The sequence below is a fragment of the Pseudomonas tritici genome (assembly GCF_014268275.3).
GTDB lineage: Bacteria > Pseudomonadota > Gammaproteobacteria > Pseudomonadales > Pseudomonadaceae > Aquipseudomonas > Aquipseudomonas tritici.
In genome coordinates, this window is record NZ_CP077084.1 from 4,109,281 (window position 1) to 4,126,348 (window position 17,068).

General features: G+C 60.1%; 13 protein-coding genes, 4 tRNA genes and 1 pseudogene. 6 read left to right on the forward strand and 12 right to left on the reverse strand.

Translation table 11 applies throughout. The features are described 5' to 3' along the window. Positions 1-59: 59 nt before the first annotated feature. The 6 genes from clpP to HU722_RS18520 form a co-directional block, all read right to left on the reverse strand. On the reverse strand, positions 60-695 hold the full coding sequence (gene clpP, locus HU722_RS18495; protein WP_017848147.1) for an ATP-dependent Clp endopeptidase proteolytic subunit ClpP: 636 nt from the start codon (positions 693-695) through the stop codon (positions 60-62). A 91-nt stretch (positions 696-786) separates the two neighbouring features. Further along, entirely contained in the window at positions 787-2,097 is a 1,311-nt protein-coding gene (gene tig / locus HU722_RS18500) for a trigger factor (RefSeq protein WP_065876002.1), read from the reverse strand. A 399-nt stretch (positions 2,098-2,496) separates the two neighbouring features. Further along, positions 2,497-2,572: transfer RNA gene (locus tag HU722_RS18505), tRNA-His, on the reverse strand. 77 nt (positions 2,573-2,649) lie between these two features. Next, positions 2,650-2,734, reverse strand: a tRNA-Leu gene (locus tag HU722_RS18510). A 57-nt stretch (positions 2,735-2,791) separates the two neighbouring features. Then, positions 2,792-2,867: transfer RNA gene (locus tag HU722_RS18515), tRNA-His, on the reverse strand. Positions 2,868-2,899: 32 nt separating this feature from the next. Then, a tRNA-Arg gene (locus HU722_RS18520) sits at positions 2,900-2,976 on the reverse strand. A 279-nt stretch (positions 2,977-3,255) separates the two neighbouring features. Here HU722_RS18520 and folD point away from each other — a divergent pair. Further along, positions 3,256-4,110: a bifunctional methylenetetrahydrofolate dehydrogenase/methenyltetrahydrofolate cyclohydrolase FolD gene (gene folD, locus HU722_RS18525; protein ID WP_065890720.1), complete on the forward strand. Its 855-nt coding sequence runs from the start codon at positions 3,256-3,258 to the stop codon at positions 4,108-4,110. Between the two features lie 206 nt (positions 4,111-4,316). After that, positions 4,317-5,240, forward strand: a complete 924-nt coding sequence (pbpG, locus tag HU722_RS18530; protein WP_065890719.1) for a D-alanyl-D-alanine endopeptidase — start codon at positions 4,317-4,319, stop codon at positions 5,238-5,240. A gap of 149 nt (positions 5,241-5,389) precedes the next feature. Here pbpG and HU722_RS18535 read toward each other — a convergent pair whose 3' ends face one another. After that, the gene (locus HU722_RS18535) at positions 5,390-6,052 is read right to left on the reverse strand and encodes a C39 family peptidase (RefSeq protein WP_065880961.1); all 663 of its coding nucleotides are present in this window, start codon (positions 6,050-6,052) and stop codon (positions 5,390-5,392) included. Between the two features lie 210 nt (positions 6,053-6,262). Here HU722_RS18535 and HU722_RS18540 point away from each other — a divergent pair, with 210 nt between their 5' ends. Beyond that, positions 6,263-6,415 (forward strand): hypothetical protein, encoded by a 153-nt coding sequence (locus HU722_RS18540; protein WP_175403023.1) that lies wholly within the window; start codon positions 6,263-6,265, stop codon positions 6,413-6,415. On the opposite strand, the gene HU722_RS18545 is transcribed toward HU722_RS18540, so the two are convergent. Then, positions 6,412-6,822 carry a PA0061/PA0062 family lipoprotein gene (locus tag HU722_RS18545; RefSeq protein WP_049712574.1) on the reverse strand — a complete coding sequence of 137 codons (411 nt, stop codon included), beginning with the start codon at positions 6,820-6,822 and terminating at the stop codon, positions 6,412-6,414. The genes HU722_RS18540 and HU722_RS18545 overlap by 4 nt on opposite strands. A gap of 196 nt (positions 6,823-7,018) precedes the next feature. Here HU722_RS18545 and HU722_RS18550 point away from each other — a divergent pair, with 196 nt between their 5' ends. The 3 genes and pseudogenes from HU722_RS18550 to HU722_RS18560 all read left to right on the forward strand — a co-directional run. Continuing rightward, positions 7,019-10,240: an efflux RND transporter permease subunit gene (locus tag HU722_RS18550; RefSeq protein WP_065890718.1), complete on the forward strand. Its 3,222-nt coding sequence runs from the start codon at positions 7,019-7,021 to the stop codon at positions 10,238-10,240. After that, a complete protein-coding gene (locus tag HU722_RS18555; RefSeq protein ID WP_065880959.1) occupies positions 10,230-11,399 on the forward strand; it encodes an efflux RND transporter periplasmic adaptor subunit in 1,170 nt (389 codons plus the stop codon). The genes HU722_RS18550 and HU722_RS18555 overlap by 11 nt, the downstream gene beginning before the upstream one ends. Then, positions 11,383-12,795 (forward strand): annotated as a pseudogene (locus tag HU722_RS18560) (efflux transporter outer membrane subunit); the annotation flags it as partial. The gene HU722_RS18555 and the pseudogene HU722_RS18560, both read left to right, overlap by 17 nt. Here HU722_RS18560 and HU722_RS18565 read toward each other — a convergent pair. The 4 genes from HU722_RS18565 to HU722_RS18580 all read right to left on the reverse strand — a co-directional run bounded on the left by HU722_RS18565 (position 12,764) and on the right by HU722_RS18580 (position 16,940). Then, entirely contained in the window at positions 12,764-13,603 is an 840-nt protein-coding gene (locus HU722_RS18565; protein ID WP_065890717.1) for a TIGR03915 family putative DNA repair protein, read from the reverse strand. The pseudogene HU722_RS18560 and the gene HU722_RS18565 sit on opposite strands and share 32 nt — an antisense overlap. Next, complete coding sequence (locus tag HU722_RS18570) at positions 13,600-14,820, reverse strand: putative DNA modification/repair radical SAM protein (RefSeq protein WP_065875995.1); 1,221 nt, start codon at positions 14,818-14,820, stop codon at positions 13,600-13,602. The genes HU722_RS18565 and HU722_RS18570 overlap by 4 nt, the downstream gene beginning before the upstream one ends. Before the next feature lie 179 nt (positions 14,821-14,999). Further along, positions 15,000-16,337 carry a lysine N(6)-hydroxylase/L-ornithine N(5)-oxygenase family protein gene (locus HU722_RS18575; RefSeq protein ID WP_065875994.1) on the reverse strand — a complete coding sequence of 446 codons (1,338 nt, stop codon included), beginning with the start codon at positions 16,335-16,337 and terminating at the stop codon, positions 15,000-15,002. Between the two features lie 120 nt (positions 16,338-16,457). Further along, entirely contained in the window at positions 16,458-16,940 is a 483-nt protein-coding gene (locus HU722_RS18580; protein WP_065875993.1) for a sigma-70 family RNA polymerase sigma factor, read from the reverse strand. Positions 16,941-17,068 lie beyond the last annotated feature (128 nt).

Below are 17,068 nucleotides of genomic sequence, written 5' to 3' on the forward strand. Positions count from 1 at the left end.
CTTTTTCAAGCCCGCCAGTGGTCGGACATGCCGACCGGCCCTATTTTGAGCGGCTTATATTAAGCGGGGCGCTTGTCGATCACGGCGTCGATCAGCCCGTAGTCACGCGCGGCCTCGGCACTCATGAAGTTGTCGCGGTTGGTATCGCGCTCGATTTCTTCCAGGGTGTGCCCGCTGTGCTTGGCCATCAACGTATTGAGACGCTCGCGAATGAACAGGATTTCCTTGGCGTGGATTTCGATGTCCGACGCCTGGCCCTGGAAACCGCCCAGTGGCTGGTGAATCATCACGCGCGAGTTAGGCAGGCAATAACGCTTGCCTTCGGCACCCGCAGTCAGCAGGAACGCGCCCATGCTGCAAGCCTGGCCAATGCAAGTGGTGGATACGTTCGGCTTGATGAATTGCATGGTGTCGTAGATCGACATGCCCGCAGTCACCGAACCGCCCGGTGAGTTGATGTAGAGATGGATGTCCTTGTCCGGGTTTTCCGCTTCAAGGAACAGCAGCTGCGCACAGATCAGGTTGGCCATGTAGTCCTCTACCGGGCCCACCAGAAAAATCACTCGCTCCTTGAGCAGACGCGAGTAGATGTCGTAGGCGCGTTCGCCACGAGCGGACTGCTCGACAACCATCGGGACCAGGCCGCCAGCGGCCTGGATATCAGAGTTCTGCTGAATATAGGAATTACGGAACATGCTCTGCAGTTACTCCCAAATAGTCATGTCTTGAAAACGCATAAGCCAGCGCGAGGCTGGCTTATGGTTGAATTTCCAACGAGTTGGACAATCAGTCGGCTTGTGGTGCTTCCGCCGGTTTGACTGCTTCTTCGTAAGAGACCGCTTTATCGGTCACCTTAGCCTTCTGCAGAACAGTATCCACAACTTGTTCTTCCAGCACAACCGAACGTACTTCGTTCAGTTGCTGGTCGTTCTTGTAGTACCAAGCCACAACCTGCTCAGGCTCCTGGTAGGCCGAAGCCATTTCCTGGATCATTTCGCGAACGCGGTCTTCGTCAGGCTTGAGGTCGAACTGCTTGACCACTTCTGCCACGATCAGACCCAGGACGACGCGGCGCTTGGCTTGCTCTTCGAACAGCTCGGCCGGCAGTTGATCAGGCTTGATGTTGCCACCAAACTGCTGAACAGCTTGTACGCGCAGGCGATCCACTTCGTTGGACAGCAGTGCCTTAGGCACTTCGATCGGGTTGGCAGCCAGCAGACCGTCCATGACCTGGTTCTTGACCTTGGATTTGATGGCCTGACGCAGCTCGCGCTCCATGTTCTTGCGAACTTCGGTGCGGAAGCCTTCGATGCCGGTTTCCTTGATACCGAATTGAGCGAAGAACTCTTCGTTCAGCTCAGGCAGCTTAGGCTCGGAAACGCTGTTGACGGTCACGGTGAACTCGGCGGCTTTGCCAGCCAGGTCCAGGTTCTGGTAGTCAGCAGGGAATTCCAGGTTCAGAACACGCTCTTCGCCGGCTTTGGCGCCAACCAGGCCGTCTTCAAAGCCAGGGATCATGCGGTTGGAACCCAGCACCAGCTGAGTACCCTTGGCGGAGCCGCCAGCGAAGACTTCGCCGTCAACCTTGCCAACGAAATCGATGTTCAACTGGTCTTCGTTCTGGGCAGCACGCTCGGCTACTTCAAAACGGGTGTTCTGCTTGCGCAGGATTTCCAGCATGTTGTCCAGGTCCGAATCAGCCACTTCGGCGCTCAGGCGCTCGATAGCAATACCGTCGAAACCGGCCACTTCGAATTCTGGGAACACTTCGAATACGGCAACGTATTCCAGGTCCTTGCCCGCTTCGAGGGACTTAGGCTCGATCGACGGCGAACCTGCTGGGTTCAGCTTTTGCTCAACCACTGCTTCGTAGAAAGAAGCCTGGATTACGTCACCAACAGCTTCCTGGCGCGCATCAGCACCAAAACGGCGCTTGATTTCGCTCATTGGCACTTTGCCTGGACGGAAACCAGCGATCTTGGCCTTTTGGGCAGTCTGCTGCAGACGCTTGTTGACCGCAGTCTCAATACGCTCTGCCGGAACGGTGATGCTCAGGCGGCGCTCGAGAGCAGTAGTATTTTCAACAGAAACTTGCATGGATATTCCTCGTTGCACAGACGTTAGCCGGCCATTTCCGACCCCAATCAAGGGCATGCATTCTAGTGGGTCAAACTCAAGAAGTCACCCTACTGAAAATACGCCCGAAAACAGCCGGCAATTTATCGGTACGAAGGCACTGACGCACCTCGCCCCGGTGACAAATACAGCCAAGTACGCCAGGGCTCCGCGCCGCCTCTTCTATATATAGAAGAAGTCGTCTGCACCCCCTTGGCGGCCAACCCCTCAAACAGGGCCAGCAGGCAGTGCGGCATCATCGAGATACATAAATACGACGAAACGCCCTGCCGTTGCGACCCACTACCTGCAGCCGCCGAATATTCGTACCGCTGAAACCAAAAAAGGCGCCAGACTGTTAAATCTGGCGCCTTTCGAATATGGGGTGGACGAAGGGGATCGAACCCTCGACAACGGGAGTCACAATCCCGTGCTCTACCAACTGAGCTACGCCCACCATATTGCGTTAACAAAGAAACCAAACCACTTCTTTGTTTAGCCCTGCCCTGCCTTTCGACATGGCCAAGCCTTGTTTGGTGCGGATGAAGAGACTCGAACTCTTACGCCTCGCGGCGCTGGAACCTAAATCCAGTGTGTCTACCAATTCCACCACATCCGCGCTTGTAGCTCTTAAAGCAAAGGCGCCAGACGATTAATCTGGCGCCTTTTCAAAATATGGGGTGGACGAAGGGGATCGAACCCTCGACAACGGGAGTCACAATCCCGTGCTCTACCAACTGAGCTACGCCCACCAACTAGCGCTACTTGTGCCAAAGCTGCCTAATGGCGCACCCGGCAGGACTCGAACCTGCGACCATCCGCTTAGAAGGCGGATGCTCTATCCAGCTGAGCTACGGGCGCCTGATTAATCTGTACTCTTGGAGGATTACAAACTAAGTGCTTCCAGCCTTGCAGAACAACACTCTATTCTGCTCGACCTTCTTAACCAGTGCTAGGCTGTGCCCGACAAGTGCGACGAATAGTATAGAGGGCCTGGAAACCCGTCAAATCTTTTTTGAAAAAAACTGATTTTATTTAAGGGGTTAGGGCAATTTGCAGACCAAGCGCCTTTGCCCTCACGTCATGGCATGCGAGAATGCGCGCACTTTTCTTCCCCCTCTCGATGGTTAATCACGCGTAATGACTGCACAACTTATCGACGGCAAATCAATCGCCGCCAGCCTGCGCCAGCAGATCGCCAAACGCGTCTCCGAGCGTGGCCAGCAAGGCCTGCGCACGCCTGGCCTCGCGGTGATCCTGGTCGGCAGCGATCCTGCGTCCCAGGTTTATGTCTCGCACAAGCGTAAAGACTGTGAAGAGGTCGGCTTTATTTCCAAGGCCTACGACTTACCTTCCGAGACCACCCAGCAGGCGCTTACCGACCTGATCGACGGTCTCAACGACGACCCGAAGATCGATGGCATCCTGCTCCAACTGCCTTTGCCCGAGCACTTGGACGCGTCCAAATTGCTGGAGCGCATCCGCCCGGACAAGGACGTCGACGGCTTCCACCCTTATAACGTCGGCCGCCTGGCCCAGCGTATCCCGCTGCTGCGCCCGTGCACGCCGAAAGGCATCATGACCCTGCTGGAAAGCACCGGTGTCGACCTGTATGGCCTTGATGCCGTGGTTGTCGGCGCGTCCAACATCGTCGGCCGCCCGATGGCCATGGAACTGCTGCTGGCCGGCTGCACCGTGACCGTCACCCACCGCTTCACCAAAGACCTCGCCGGCCACGTTGGCCGCGCCGATCTGGTCGTTGTCGCCGCCGGTAAGCCGGGCCTGGTCAAGGGTGAGTGGATCAAGCAAGGCGCCATCGTCATCGACGTGGGCATCAACCGCCAGGAAGACGGCAAACTGGTGGGGGACGTGGTGTACGAAACCGCCCTGCCCCGCGCCGGCTGGATTACTCCAGTACCGGGTGGAGTTGGCCCGATGACGCGTGCCTGCCTATTGGAAAACACCTTGTACGCCGCAGAAACCCTGCACGATTAATAACCAGGTGTACTGAAAAAGCCCTGTCTTATCGCAGGGCTTTTTATTGCCCGCAAAAAACTCTTTTTTCTTAGTTTTTAGGAACTTTCATCTGGCTTTAGAAGAACATTCGACAGTTTCTGATCCATACTCCTAAAATGTAACGGCATTTATCAAAAACCCGTTCCCCAACGGCATTTCCTTACTTTTTTAGCGAGTTCATCCGCGTGAAAATTCGTCTCTCTATTGTCAGCCTATTTTTTGCTTTCACAGGCACCTTCGCGCAAGCAGCCGAAACCACCCAGGCTCCGCGTGATACCTCCAAGCTGCAGATCGCTTCAGGCAGCGCCATGCTGGTGGACCTGCAGACCAATAAGGTCATCTATTCCAGCAACCCCGACGTGGTGGTGCCCATTGCCTCGGTGAGCAAGCTGATGACCGGCCTGATCGTGCTCGAAGCCAAGCAGAACATGGATGAGTACATCGATATCAATATCAAGGACACGCCGGAAATGAAAGGTGTGTTCTCCCGCGTGAAAATCGGCAGCGAAATGCCGCGCAAAGAGATGTTGCTGATCGCCCTGATGTCGTCAGAAAACCGCGCCGCCGCCAGCCTGGCCCACCACTACCCAGGCGGCTATCCAGCGTTTATCGCGGCGATGAACGCCAAGGCCAAAGCGCTGGGCATGACCAGCACCCACTACGTCGAGCCTACTGGCCTGTCGATTCATAACGTGTCCACCGCCCGTGACCTGAGCAAATTGCTGGCCGCCGCGCGCCACTACCCGCTGCTCAGCCAACTGAGTACCACCAAGGAAAAGACCGTTTCGTTCCGCAAACCCAACTATACCCTGGGTTTCTCCAACACCGATCACCTGATCAACCGCGCCAACTGGGAGATCAAGCTGACCAAGACCGGCTTCACCAACCAGGCCGGCCACTGCCTGGTGCTGGTGACCAGCATGGGTAACCGCCCGGTGTCGTTGGTGATCCTGGATGCCTTCGGCAAATTCACGCACTTTGCCGATGCCAGCCGGATTCGTAATTGGGTTGAAACCGGTAAGAGCGGCTCGGTGCCGGATGTGGCATTGCGCTACAAGGCGGACAAGAACCTGAAGAACCGTCCTAACGCTGCGGAAGTGCGTCGCTAAACACGCACTACCTATGTGGGAGCTGGCTTGTGTGGGAGTCGGGCTTGCCCGCGATGCAGACACTGCGGTGTTTCAGTGGCACCGCGGAGATGCTATCGCAGGCAAGCCAGCTCCCACACAAGCCCCACATTGGATCGTCGGTGTTTTCCTTACTTGCGTTCCGCCAACACTTTAAGTGCCTGCGCCGCCGCCCGTTCCTGCCCCGCCTGGGCCGTTGCATTAGCCGAATCCCGCCAGCGTTGCGCATCCACATTGGCCGGCAACTGGCTAGGGCGCTGGGTGAGGATTGCCCAACTCCCCGCGCTCTTCCACTTCGATTCAAAGTCGCTGAAGCTCATCAACAGGCGCCGGTCCATCCCGGAGCGCAGTAGCACGGTGCTTTTCTGCTGATTGAACCCGACCACGACCACATAATGCGCGTCAGACCACATCCCACCACCAATCCGCGCCATCACCGGGTAACCCGCCGCCACCTGCGCCAGCACCGCCGTCAGCTCTGCATCCAGCGGATACACCATGAGCCCGTATTCACGCGCCAGCACCTGCATGTTGCGTTCAAGGTCTGCCTCGGCGCCCGGTAAACGCAGCGGCTTATCCAGCAGGCCCGGTGTCATGACAATGCCTTGTTGCGACAGCATGCTGGCTAAAGCCGTAGGACCGCTCTGATAAGCCTCGCTCCGAAAAGTCGGCACGCCATTGAGCTCGACGCGCTCCGGCAGGCCCGCCAGCCTCGATGGGGTTGCAGAACAGGCCGCAAGCCCCAGGGCACAGGCGAGCAACACGGATGTTTTAAGGTTCGACCGTAACCGCAATTTTCTACTCTCTTGATCAACTGCCGGTGAGGGCCCTGATCATAGGACGCTCTGCCACGCGGGTATAGCCCGCAGGCTTAGTAAAGGGAGTGGATAGAGCAAAGAAGTTGGTCAGACACGACCATTGGTCAATAGCAGGCAACCGCCAGCTAGCTAGACTGTCCCTTGAGAAGACTGTGTGTGCCCCGAACGGGGCGAAAGGAGGCCCGAATGAGCCTTGCAACAACGATTTTCCTGTTGATCTGCGGCTGGCTGGCGGTAGCCGGCGCCATGCTGTGGGGGGTGTTGCGCATTACCCGCCGGCACCATCACCCCCACGCCAAACCCGCCAAGCCTCATAAGGCAGCGGTGCATCACGCCTAGCCAGGCATGCAATTGAAGTCCTGAGTCGCCGCGACTTCCTTGCCGTGGCCATCCTCGAGGGATGCGCGCACGGTCGTGCCCAGGCTGGATTCCACCAAGGTGTAGTGCTCACCCGCCTTGAAGTCCTTGTACTCGACCCGGCCCTGGCAGTCCTGCTGGTTGTCGTCGCCTGGTTCTTCCTCGAATAACGTCACATCCAGGCGATGATCTCCCGGTGTCACTTCAAAAAAACGCCCGTCATCCACGCGTTTTCCATCCACTCGCTCAGCCATCAGGTCGTTCGGCGCTTCTTCCTTCAAGCCGATCCAGGCTTCGCTCGGGTCGGCTTTTGGAATGGGGCCGGCGCAAGCCGATAACAGCAGCACAGCACCGAGGGCGGGAATCAACAACAGGGGTTTGAGTGACATGGCAGGGCTCCAAAGAAAGACGATGTGTCCGATGGGTTACAAGCTTGGTGAGCGCGCCTGTTTAGAACAAATGAATACATATGAAACGATCTTCAGCCCTTACCTAAATGTTCCTTCACCTGGCTGAAAGGTGCGTGTTAGGTGGGTCGGGCAAGACTGCCGGGGTTTGCAATCCTGCTCCTTTGGAGGTTCACGCATGCTCGGGCTGGTAAAGACCGCACTGCAAAAGCCGTACACGTTTATCGTGTTGGCCATATTCATCTGCATCATCGGGCCAATGGCGGCCCTGCGTACCCCCACTGACGTTTTCCCGGATATCGGCATCCCTGTGGTAGCGGTGGTGTGGCAGTACAACGGCCTGTCGCCGGACGCCATGGCCGGCCGGGTGATTTACACCTACGAACGCTCCCTGAGTACCACCGTCAACGACATCGAACACATCGAATCGCAATCGCTGCCCGGCATGGGCATCGTCAAGATCTTCTTCCAGCCCGGCGTGGATATCCGCACCGCCAACGCTCAGGTGACGGCAGTTTCTCAAACCGTACTCAAGCAGATGCCACCGGGCATCACGCCGCCGCTGATCCTCAACTACAGTGCCTCCACGGTGCCGATCCTGCAGATGGCATTCTCCAGCCCGAGCCTCTCGGAGGCGAAGATTCGCGACCTGGTGCAAAACAACATCCGCCTGCCTTTAAGCGCCCTTCCCGGCCTGGCGATGCCCACACCCATGGGAGGTAAACAACGCCAGATCACCCTCGACCTCGACCCGCAGGCGCTGGCCGCCAAAGGGCTGTCGGCCCAGGACGTGGGCAATGCACTCGCGTTGCAAAACCAGATCATCCCAGTGGGCACCGCCAAACTCGGTCCCAACGAATACACGATCCTGCTCAACAACAGCCCCAAGGCAATTGATGAACTCAACGATTTGCCAATCAAAACCGTCGACGGTGCGCTGATCACCATCGGCCAGGTGGCCCACGTACGTGACGGCTCGCCGCCGCAGACCAACATCGTACGCGTCGACGGCCACCGTGCGGTGCTGATGCCGGCATTGAAAAACGGCAGCATCTCTACCCTGTCGATCATCGACGGCATCCGGCAGATGTTGCCGCGCATCAACGAAACGCTGCCGCCGTCGCTGAAGACTTCGCTGCTGGGCGACGCCTCGGTGTTCGTCAAACAGTCGGTGGGCAGCGTGGCCCAGGAAGGCATCATTGCCGCGCTGCTGACGAGCGCGATGATCCTGCTGTTCCTTGGCAGCTGGCGTTCGACGCTGATCATCGCGGCGTCGATTCCCCTGGCCGTACTCTCGGCCATCGCGCTGCTGGCGGTGTCCGGGCAAACCCTCAACGTGATGACCCTCGGCGGGCTGGCGTTGGCCGTGGGCATCCTGGTGGACGACGCCACGGTCACCATCGAAAACATCAACTGGCACCTGGAACAAGGCAAGGCGGTAAAAACCGCGATCCTCGACGGCGCCGCGCAGATCGTCGGCCCGGCGTTCGTCTCGCTGCTGTGCATCTGCATCGTGTTTGTGCCGATGTTCTTGCTGCAAGGCATCGCCGGCTACCTGTTCCGCCCGATGGCCCTGGCGGTCATCTTTGCCATGGCCAGTTCGTTCATCCTCTCGCGTACGTTGGTACCGACACTGGCGATGTTCCTGCTCAAGCCGCACATGCCGGAGCCAGGCGCGGGGCATCACCCGGAAGATGAATTCATCAATCATCACGAAGGTGAGCAGCACACGAAACAGCGCAACGCCCTGCTGCAATCGATGCTGAATTTCCAACAGGGGTTCGAGCGCCATTTCTCGAATAGCCGCGATACCTATTACGGCCTGCTGACGTTGGCGCTGGGCAATCGCAAACGCTTTATCGTCGGTTTCCTGGCCTGCGTACTCGCGTCATTCCTGCTGTTGCCTAGCCTGGGCCAGGACTTCTTCCCAGCCACCGACGCCGGTGCCCTCGCCCTTCACGTACGTTTACCACTGGGCACGCGCATCGAAGAAAGCGCCGCCGCTTTCGACCGCATCGAAGCGCGGATTCGTGAAGTGATTCCCGCCGAAGAACTCGACACCATTGTCGATAACATCGGCATCCCGCTGAGCGGCATCGACATGGCCTACAGCAGCAGCGGCACCATCGGCCCGCAGGATGGCGACATCCAGGTCACCTTGAAAAAAGACCACGCCCCCACCGCGGACTATGTGAAGAAACTGCGTGAAGCCTTGCCGCAAAGTTTTCCCGGCAGCCACTTTGCGTTCCTGCCGGCGGGTATCAGCAGCCAGATCCTCAACTTTGGCGCGCCTGCCCCGCTGGACGTGAAGATCTCCGGGCGCAGCGACGAAGAAAACCGCGCCTATGCGGTAGAACTGGAGTGCCGCCTGCAGCACGTCCCGGGCATCGCCGACCTGCGTATCCAACAGTCCACCGGCTACCCGTCCTTGCAGGTGAATGTCGACCGGATGCGCGCCAACGGCCTGGGCATCACGGAGCGTGACGTGACCAACAGCATGGTCGCCTCCCTCGCCGGCAGCTCCCAGGTGGCGCCGACCTTCTGGCTCAACCCGGCCAACGGCGTGTCCTATTCCATCGTTGCCGCGACCCCGCAATACCGCCTCGACAGCCTGCCGTCACTGGAAGCGCTGCCGGTAACGGGTGCTGGCGGCCAGTCGCAAATCCTCGGCGGCGTGGCAACCATCTCCCGCGTGCAGAGCCCGGCGGTGGTGACTCACTACAACATCGAACCGACCCTGGACTTGTACGCCAATGTCCAAGGCCGCGACCTCGGCGGCGTGGCCCGTGATGTGCAAAAAGTGCTGGATGACACCGCGTCGATGCGCCCCAAAGGCGCGGTGATCAGCCTGCACGGGCAGATCGATGCGTTGCATGAAGCGTTCAGCGGTTTGAGCGTCGGCCTGCTCGGTGCGGTGGTGCTGATCTACCTGCTGATCGTGGTCAACTTCCAGTCGTGGGCTGACCCGTTCGTGATCATCACCGCCTTGCCGGCGGCCCTGGCGGGGATCGTGTGGATGCTGTTCCTCAGCGGCACCTCGCTGTCGGTGCCCGCGTTGACCGGCGCAATCCTGTGCATGGGCGTCGCCACCGCAAACTCGATCCTGGTCGTGAGCTTCTGCCGCGAACGCCTGGCCGAACATGGTGATGCGCTGAAGGCCGCGCTGGAAGCGGGCTACACGCGCTTTCGCCCAGTGTGCATGACCGCCCTGGCGATGATCATCGGCATGCTGCCACTGGCGATCTCCGAGGAGCAGAACGCACCGCTCGGCCGTGCGGTGATCGGTGGCTTGATCTTCGCCACCGTCGCCACCCTGTTGTTTGTTCCCGTGGTCTTCAGCCTGGTCCACGGTCGTCACTCTACTCGCGCAGTTGCAGGAGTTCCCCCACATGTCGTCTGATCAAAAACCCTCGCGCAAGCGTCTGATGCTCATGGGTGTCGGCGGCCTGACCCTGGCCGCCCTGTTGGTCGCCAACGGCCTGCACGCCCGTACGCTGCACGAACAATCGGTTGCCGCCTGGACCGAGACTGCCGCCATCGCTCAAGTGAGGGTGGTCCAACCGCAACAGAACGCCGCCGGCGATACCCTGCGTTTGCCCGCGCATTTGGAAGCCTGGAGCAAGGCGCCGATTCACGCCCGGGTCAGCGGCTACCTGAAAGACTGGAAAGCCGACATCGGCACTCAAGTCAAGGCCGGGCAGGTCCTCGCCGAGATCGACAGCCCGGACCTGGACCAGCAACTGGCCCAAACCCACGCACGCCTAGTGCAGGAACAAGCCAACGCACGCCTGGCCGAAACCACCGCCACCCGCTGGCAAAACCTGCTCGCCAGCCACTCGGTATCACGCCAGGAGGCCGATGAAAAAACCTCCAATGCCGCCGCGGCCAAGGCCAACGCCGAAGCCGCCGCTGCCGACTACGCGAGGCTCACCGCGCTGGAAAGCTACAAGACCCTTCGTGCGCCATTCGCCGGCACCATCACCGCGCGCAACACCGATATCGGCCAGTTGATCAAAGCCGATACCGACAGTGATCCCGAGTTGTTCAACATTGCTGACACCCACCAGTTGCGCCTGTATGTGCCGGTGCCACAGAACTACGCGGCCGTCATCCATCCCGGCCTTGAAGCCGAACTGACAGTGCCCGAGCATCCTGGCGAACACTTCAAGGCCCGCCTGATCGGCGACTCCACCGCCATCGACCGCCGCTCCGGGACCCTGCTCGCGCAATTCGTGGCAGACAACCCCAAGGGCGAATTGCTGCCCGGTGATTACGCCGAAGCCACCCTGCCGATTCCGGTGGACACCCATGGCGTGAGCATCCCGGCCAGCGCGTTGATCTTCCGCGCCCAAGGCACGCAAGTGGCGGTGCTGGACGCGCAGAATCACGTGCACCTGCAGAACATCCACATCGGATTGGATTTGGGCGAACGCTTGGTGATCGACCAGGGCCTGAAACGCGCCGACCGTGTCGTCGACAACCCACCCGACGCCCTGCGTGAAGGCGACCCGGTGCAACTGGCCAACGCCTCGGGAGGTGCACATGTGCCCAAGGCTTAAACCTGTCGCAGCCCTGATACTGCTGGCGTTGCAAGGTTGCTCAATGGCGCCGACCTACACCGTGCCTTCGGTAAACCTCCCGACGGGCTACCGCGAACAGACCCGTGACGGCCCGTGGCACAGCGCTCAACCCTGCGACCAACTGGCGCCCGAATGGTGGAAACTCTACAACGACCCACACCTGAATGACCTGCAACAGCAACTGCTCAAGGCCAATCCGGACCTGGATGCAGCGCTGGCGCACTTCGATGCGTCCCAGGCGTACGCCAGCCAACTGCATGCCGGGTTGTTCCCGCAAATCACTGCCAGCGCGCAGCCGTTGCGGCAACGGCAATCGGACTCGCGACCGTTGCGGGGGACGACTCAGCCGTCCGTGTATAACAGCAACACCGCAGGTTTTTCATTGAGCTACGACCTGGACCTGTGGGGCAAAATCCGCAACCAGGTGGCGGCGGGTGATGCTCAGGCGCAAGCGTCCGGCGATGACTTGGCGGTGGCACGCTTGAGCCTGCAGCACCAGTTGGCGACGTTGTATGTGCAGCTCAATGGGCTGGATGCGCAGGCGCGAATTCTCAACCGTTCGCTGGACGATTTCAGCCAAGCGCTGCAATTGACCCGCAGCCGGTATGAAGGCCAGATTGCTTCTGAGCTGGACCTGACCCGCGCGCAGAATCAGTTGGCAGAAGCCAAGGCGCAATTGGATGAAGTGCGCGGCCAGCGCAACCTTACTGAGCATGCCATTGGTGAACTGGTGGGTGTCGCAGCCAGTGATTTTACGTTGCCGCCGAGCCAACGGTTGATCGCGTTACCGGGAATTCCTACGCAGTTACCCAGCCAGTTGCTGCAGCGCCGCCCGGATATTGCGGCGGCGGAACGGCGGGTGTTTGCGGCCAATGCGAATATCGGGGTGGCCAAGGCCGCGTGGTATCCGGATTTCAGCTTGACCGGGTTGGTTGGCGGGCAGACGCAAGGCGTCGGCAATCTGCTTTCGGCGGGCAATCGGTATTGGGCGCTGGGGCCGCTGGTCAACTTGCCGATCTTTGATGGCGGCCGCTTGAGCGCCAATGAACATCAAGCCAAAGCGGAGTTTGAAGAAGCCTCGGCGCAATACCGGAGCCGCGTACTGAAAGCGGTGCGCGAGGTCGAAGATAACCTGGCGCAGCTTCGGGACTTGCAACAGGAAGCCCAGGACGAACAGGCGGCGGCGGATGCCGCGCAACATACGCAATCGCTGGCGATGAACAGCTACCAAGCCGGGGCCGTGAGTTACCTGGATGTAGTGACCGCACAAACGGCAGCCTTGCAGGCACAACGAACATTGCAGGCGGTGCAGACCCGTCAGTTACAGGCAAGCGTGGGATTGGTCACCGCGCTCGGTGGGGGCTGGCAATCTGGCGACCGGCTTTTGCCCCAATCAACTTCGCCTGCCCATCCTTCTGCTTCCCCGTCCGCGCCTCAGTGATCAACCCTGGGATCAACTTGCCCTCGGGCAAGTTCTTCCAGAACCGGCTCGGCAAGTGCCCTTCCATCACCTTGGGGTTCAACCGCGCCGGGTTGAAGATGTGGCTGTAATAGGTCAGCCACATCGCACTGTGCGGATCCTCCACATTCTGCGCCAGCTGCCGCCACGCCTCGGGGCACTCGCGCTGATGAATAAGCTGTTCTCCGTCGTAGTACACCCCGTCCAGCGGCGTGGCGATCATCCAACGATGACGGCCCATGCGCCCTACGAAATGCTGGCTGGCGGATTTCAGAATGTCGTGTGCAGGCTCGTGCCAGGCCACATATTCCGGCAGCTCCGCCCCCGCCCCGGCGGGTAATGCGATAAACCGCACAAACGCATGCAGGTGGTGCGCCTCGCGGCTGACCTGTTTGATCCGCCGCTGCAACTCGCTGCCCAGCTTGTCCCCCGCCAGCATCACAGTACGATCGCCATGGCTCACACGCCACAACACTTCATACAGCAGGCTCCAGCGCTGGTCGCCGTGGTAGCAGGCGGCCGACCCCAGCAGATCCAACAACGCCTTGGGCACGCGCGTCTGGAACGGCCCGAGGCCTTCGGGAATGGACTGGTCGGTGGCAAACAGATCGGCTACCTCGGCCTCGCCCCAGCTCACCTGGCTGGGATCGACCTGATGGCTGAGCAGCCATCGCGCCTGGTCGCGCCAAGTGCTGAACAGGTTGTCGCATTCCAGGCTGATCATCCCCACAGCCCCATTTGCTGGGGTGCGGGGCGGTCGCGCAATTGTTCACGTAGCAGCACGCTGGTGCTTTCGGCCTGTTGCGGGTGATAGTCACTGGTGATGAAAAACGGCTTGGCCTTGGCCAGTACGCAGCGCATGCGCGCCAGGTCTTCGAAGCGGATCTTGCGTTCACGCCGCAGGTCCACCAGGCGCTGGGTGGTGCGCAGGCCAATGCCCGGAATGCGCGCAATCAAGGTCGGCTCGGCGCGGTTCAGGTCCAGGGGGAATACCTCGCGGTGTTCCAGGGCCCAGGCCAGCTTGGGGTCGATATCCAGGGCCAGGTGGCCGGGGCCTGCGAACAGTTCGTTGGCGCTGAACCCGTAGCTGCGCAGCAGGAAATCGGCCTGGTACAAGCGATGCTCGCGCATCAGCGGTGGTGCAGCCAGGGGCACGCTCTTCGGGCTGTTGGGGATGGGGCTGAACGCCGAGTAATACACACGCCGCAGCTTGAAATTGCCGTAAAGCGCCTCGGCACCGTGGAGGATGGTGCTGTCATCGGTGTCGTCGGCGCCGACGATCATTTGCGTACTCTGCCCTGCCGGGGCGAATCGCGGCGCGCGCGGCTCGTTGAGCACGGTCTGCTCGCCGGTGTAGATGGTCTGCATGGCCTGCTTGATCGAGACGATCTGTTTTTCCGGCGCCAGGGTCTGCAAGCTGGTCTCGGTAGGCAGTTCGATATTCACGCTCAGGCGGTCGGCATAACGCCCGGCTTCGGCGATCAGCGCCGGGTCCGCGTCGGGAATGGTCTTGAGGTGGATATAGCCGCGAAAGTCGTGTTCTTCGCGTAGAAGCTTGGCGACCCGCACCAACTGCTCCATGGTGTAGTCGGACGAACGGATGATGCCGGAGCTGAGAAACAGCCCGCTGACGCAATTGCGCCGGTAGAAGTCCAGGGTCAATGTGACCACCTCCTCCGGGCTGAAACGCGCGCGGGGCACGTCGCTGGAGCGGCGGTTGACGCAGTATTGGCAGTCGTAGAGACAGAAGTTGGTGAGCAACACCTTGAGCAATGACACGCATCGCCCATCGGGCGTATAGCTGTGGCAGATGCCCATGCCATCGGTAGAACCCAGCCCCGCCTTGCCCTCGGAGCTACGCTTGGGCGCGCCGCTGCTGGCGCACGACGCATCGTACTTGGCGGCGTCGGCGAGGATGCTGAGTTTTTCGATCAACTGCATGGAGGGCTACCGGTACTGGTTTTTTGTACAGTACCAGTAGCTCAACCATCACGCCAGTGCCGTCTGTAGGACAGAGATTTTGTGGCGAAGGAGCTTGCTCCCGCTGGGCTGCGCAGCGGTCCCAAAAAGCCGGCTCCAGCTGCGCTGTCGAACGGGAGCAAGCTCCCTCGCAACAACGATCAGCTGGCGGTAGCGAGTAGCAAATCCTGCACCGACCGCCCCTTGCCGCGCCCACGGTCCAGCGCATACAACGACGCCGCGATCTCATCCGCCCGAATCGGCAGCACCGACAGCAAGGTGTCACTCAAACCGTGGCTGGCCTGGCTGAAACCCTGGATGTAGATCCCGGCGTTGCAACGCTCGTCGGTGACGATGCGGTAGTCGCGCGCCACGTCAAAGTCGCCCAGGTAGCCTTCCAGCGGCGCCAGCAAGGCGCGGTGCGTCTGGCGCTCGTAGCCGGTGGCGAGGATCACCGCATCGTAATGATTGACGCTGGTTTCGCCGCTGGCGTTATTGCGCAGCACCAGCTCGATGCCCAACGGACCAGGGGTGGCTTTCTCGACCACCGTCATGGTGCGGAACGCCTGGCGGGCGATGCCGGAGACTTTCTGGCGATAAAAGATGCCGTAGATACGCTCGATCAGGTCCAGGTCTACCACCGAATAATTGGTGTTCTGGTACTCGGCGACCAGGCGCTCACGCTCGGCGCCTTCCTGCTGGAACACCAGGTCGGTAAAGGCCGGCGAGAACACTTCGTTGACGAACGGGCTGTCATCGGCGGGCTTGAGCGCCGATCCGCGCAGGATCATGTCGACCTGCACCGACGGGAAGCTGTCGTTCAGGTCGATAAACGCTTCGGCTGCACTCTGGCCGCCGCCGATGATGGCGATGCGCATGGCCTTGCCCTCGACACACGGTTGCGTGGCCATGCGCTCCAGGTATTGAGAATGGTGGAACACCCGGCTGTCCCCTTTGAGCGCCTTGAACGCCTCCGGAATACGTGGTGTGCCGCCAGCGCTGACCACCACCGAACGGGTGGTGCGTACATGCTGCTCGCCCAGGGCATCGCGGGAAATCACGCGCAGCGCTTCAACCTGCTGCTGATGCAGGATCGGCTCGATGGCCAGCACTTCCTCGCCGTAGCGCGCCTGGGCCTGGAACTGCCCGGCGACCCAGCGCAGGTAGTCGTTGTACTCCATGCGGCACGGGTAAAAGGTGCCCAGGTTGATGAAGTCCACCAGGCGGTCGTGGGCTTTCAGGTAATTGACGAAGGAATACGGGCTGGTGGGGTTACGCAGAGTCACCAGGTCCTTGAGGAACGAGATCTGCAGTTCGCTCTGGGTCACCAGGGTATTGCCGTGCCAGCGGTAGTCGGCCTGTTTGTCGAGAAACAGCACGTCCAGTTTGCCCTGGGCCTTTTCGCGCTCCTGCAGGGCGATGGCCAGCGCCAGGTTCGAAGGGCCGAAACCGATACCGATCAGGTCGTGAACCGCGGGCGAAGCAATAGCCTGTGTCATTCCAGTGTCCTCTGGATAAGCCCCTTGGCGGTGGGGCGGGAATACCTTTCAAGACCTGCACAACAGGTCATCTGTTGATAGGAAACGAGGACAGTGAAATAAAATTTAACTAACAGGTGATCAGTGCGCTTCCCACTCTCGCATCCGCCCCCGGCAGTGCTTCATGGCGTTGACGATGTGTTTTTCCACCAGGGCGCGGGAAATGCACAGGCGCTCGGCGATTTGCAGGTGGGTCAGGCCGTCGAGCTTGCGCAGCAGAAAGCTGTCGCGGCAGGCAGGCGGCAGCTCGGCCAGGGCACGTTCGAGCAATTCCAGGCGCTGGCCGTGGTCGTGGTGAGTGTGGGGCGAGCAACTGGCGAAGCGCTCTTCGGCATCCAGCACATCCAGGGGTTCAACCTGGCGCAAGGCGTTGCGGCGATGACCGTCGATCACCAGGTTGAGCGCAGTGCGGTACAAAAAGGCGCGGGGTTGTTCGATGGGCGTGTCGCTGGAACGTTCCAGCACCCGGACATAAGCGTCATGCACCACATCCTCGGCCACCTGACGGTTGCCCAGCTTGGCGTTGAGGAAACACACCAGCTCGCGATAGTAGTTTTCCAACATGACTCCCGACCGCCGGGTGGCGGCATTAGGCCCTTGGGTGCAAAAAAGACAGCGTTTAGGTGATGGCAGTTTGAGTGCGTGCAATTTATAGTAATTCTCATCTACTTTTAAAGCACACTTGCATCAAC

Bases quoted from the DNA above. Each gene is read 5' to 3' on its own strand.
- HU722_RS18545 (WP_049712574.1), bottom strand. From the start codon at position 6,822: ATGTCACTCAAACCCCTGTTGTTGATTCCCGCCCTCGGTGCTGTGCTG.
- tig (WP_065876002.1), bottom strand. From the start codon at position 2,097: ATGCAAGTTTCTGTTGAAAATACTACTGCTCTCGAGCGCCGCCTGAGC.
- HU722_RS18575 (WP_065875994.1), bottom strand. From the start codon at position 16,337: ATGACACAGGCTATTGCTTCGCCCGCGGTTCACGACCTGATCGGTATC.
- HU722_RS18555 (WP_065880959.1), top strand. From the start codon at position 10,230: ATGTCGTCTGATCAAAAACCCTCGCGCAAGCGTCTGATGCTCATGGGT.
- HU722_RS18565 (WP_065890717.1), bottom strand. From the start codon at position 13,603: ATGATCAGCCTGGAATGCGACAACCTGTTCAGCACTTGGCGCGACCAG.
- HU722_RS18580 (WP_065875993.1), bottom strand. From the start codon at position 16,940: ATGTTGGAAAACTACTATCGCGAGCTGGTGTGTTTCCTCAACGCCAAG.
- HU722_RS18570 (WP_065875995.1), bottom strand. From the start codon at position 14,820: ATGCAGTTGATCGAAAAACTCAGCATCCTCGCCGACGCCGCCAAGTAC.
- clpP (WP_017848147.1), bottom strand. From the start codon at position 695: ATGTTCCGTAATTCCTATATTCAGCAGAACTCTGATATCCAGGCCGCT.
- HU722_RS18550 (WP_065890718.1), top strand. From the start codon at position 7,019: ATGCTCGGGCTGGTAAAGACCGCACTGCAAAAGCCGTACACGTTTATC.
- HU722_RS18540 (WP_175403023.1), top strand. From the start codon at position 6,263: ATGAGCCTTGCAACAACGATTTTCCTGTTGATCTGCGGCTGGCTGGCG.
- folD (WP_065890720.1), top strand. From the start codon at position 3,256: ATGACTGCACAACTTATCGACGGCAAATCAATCGCCGCCAGCCTGCGC.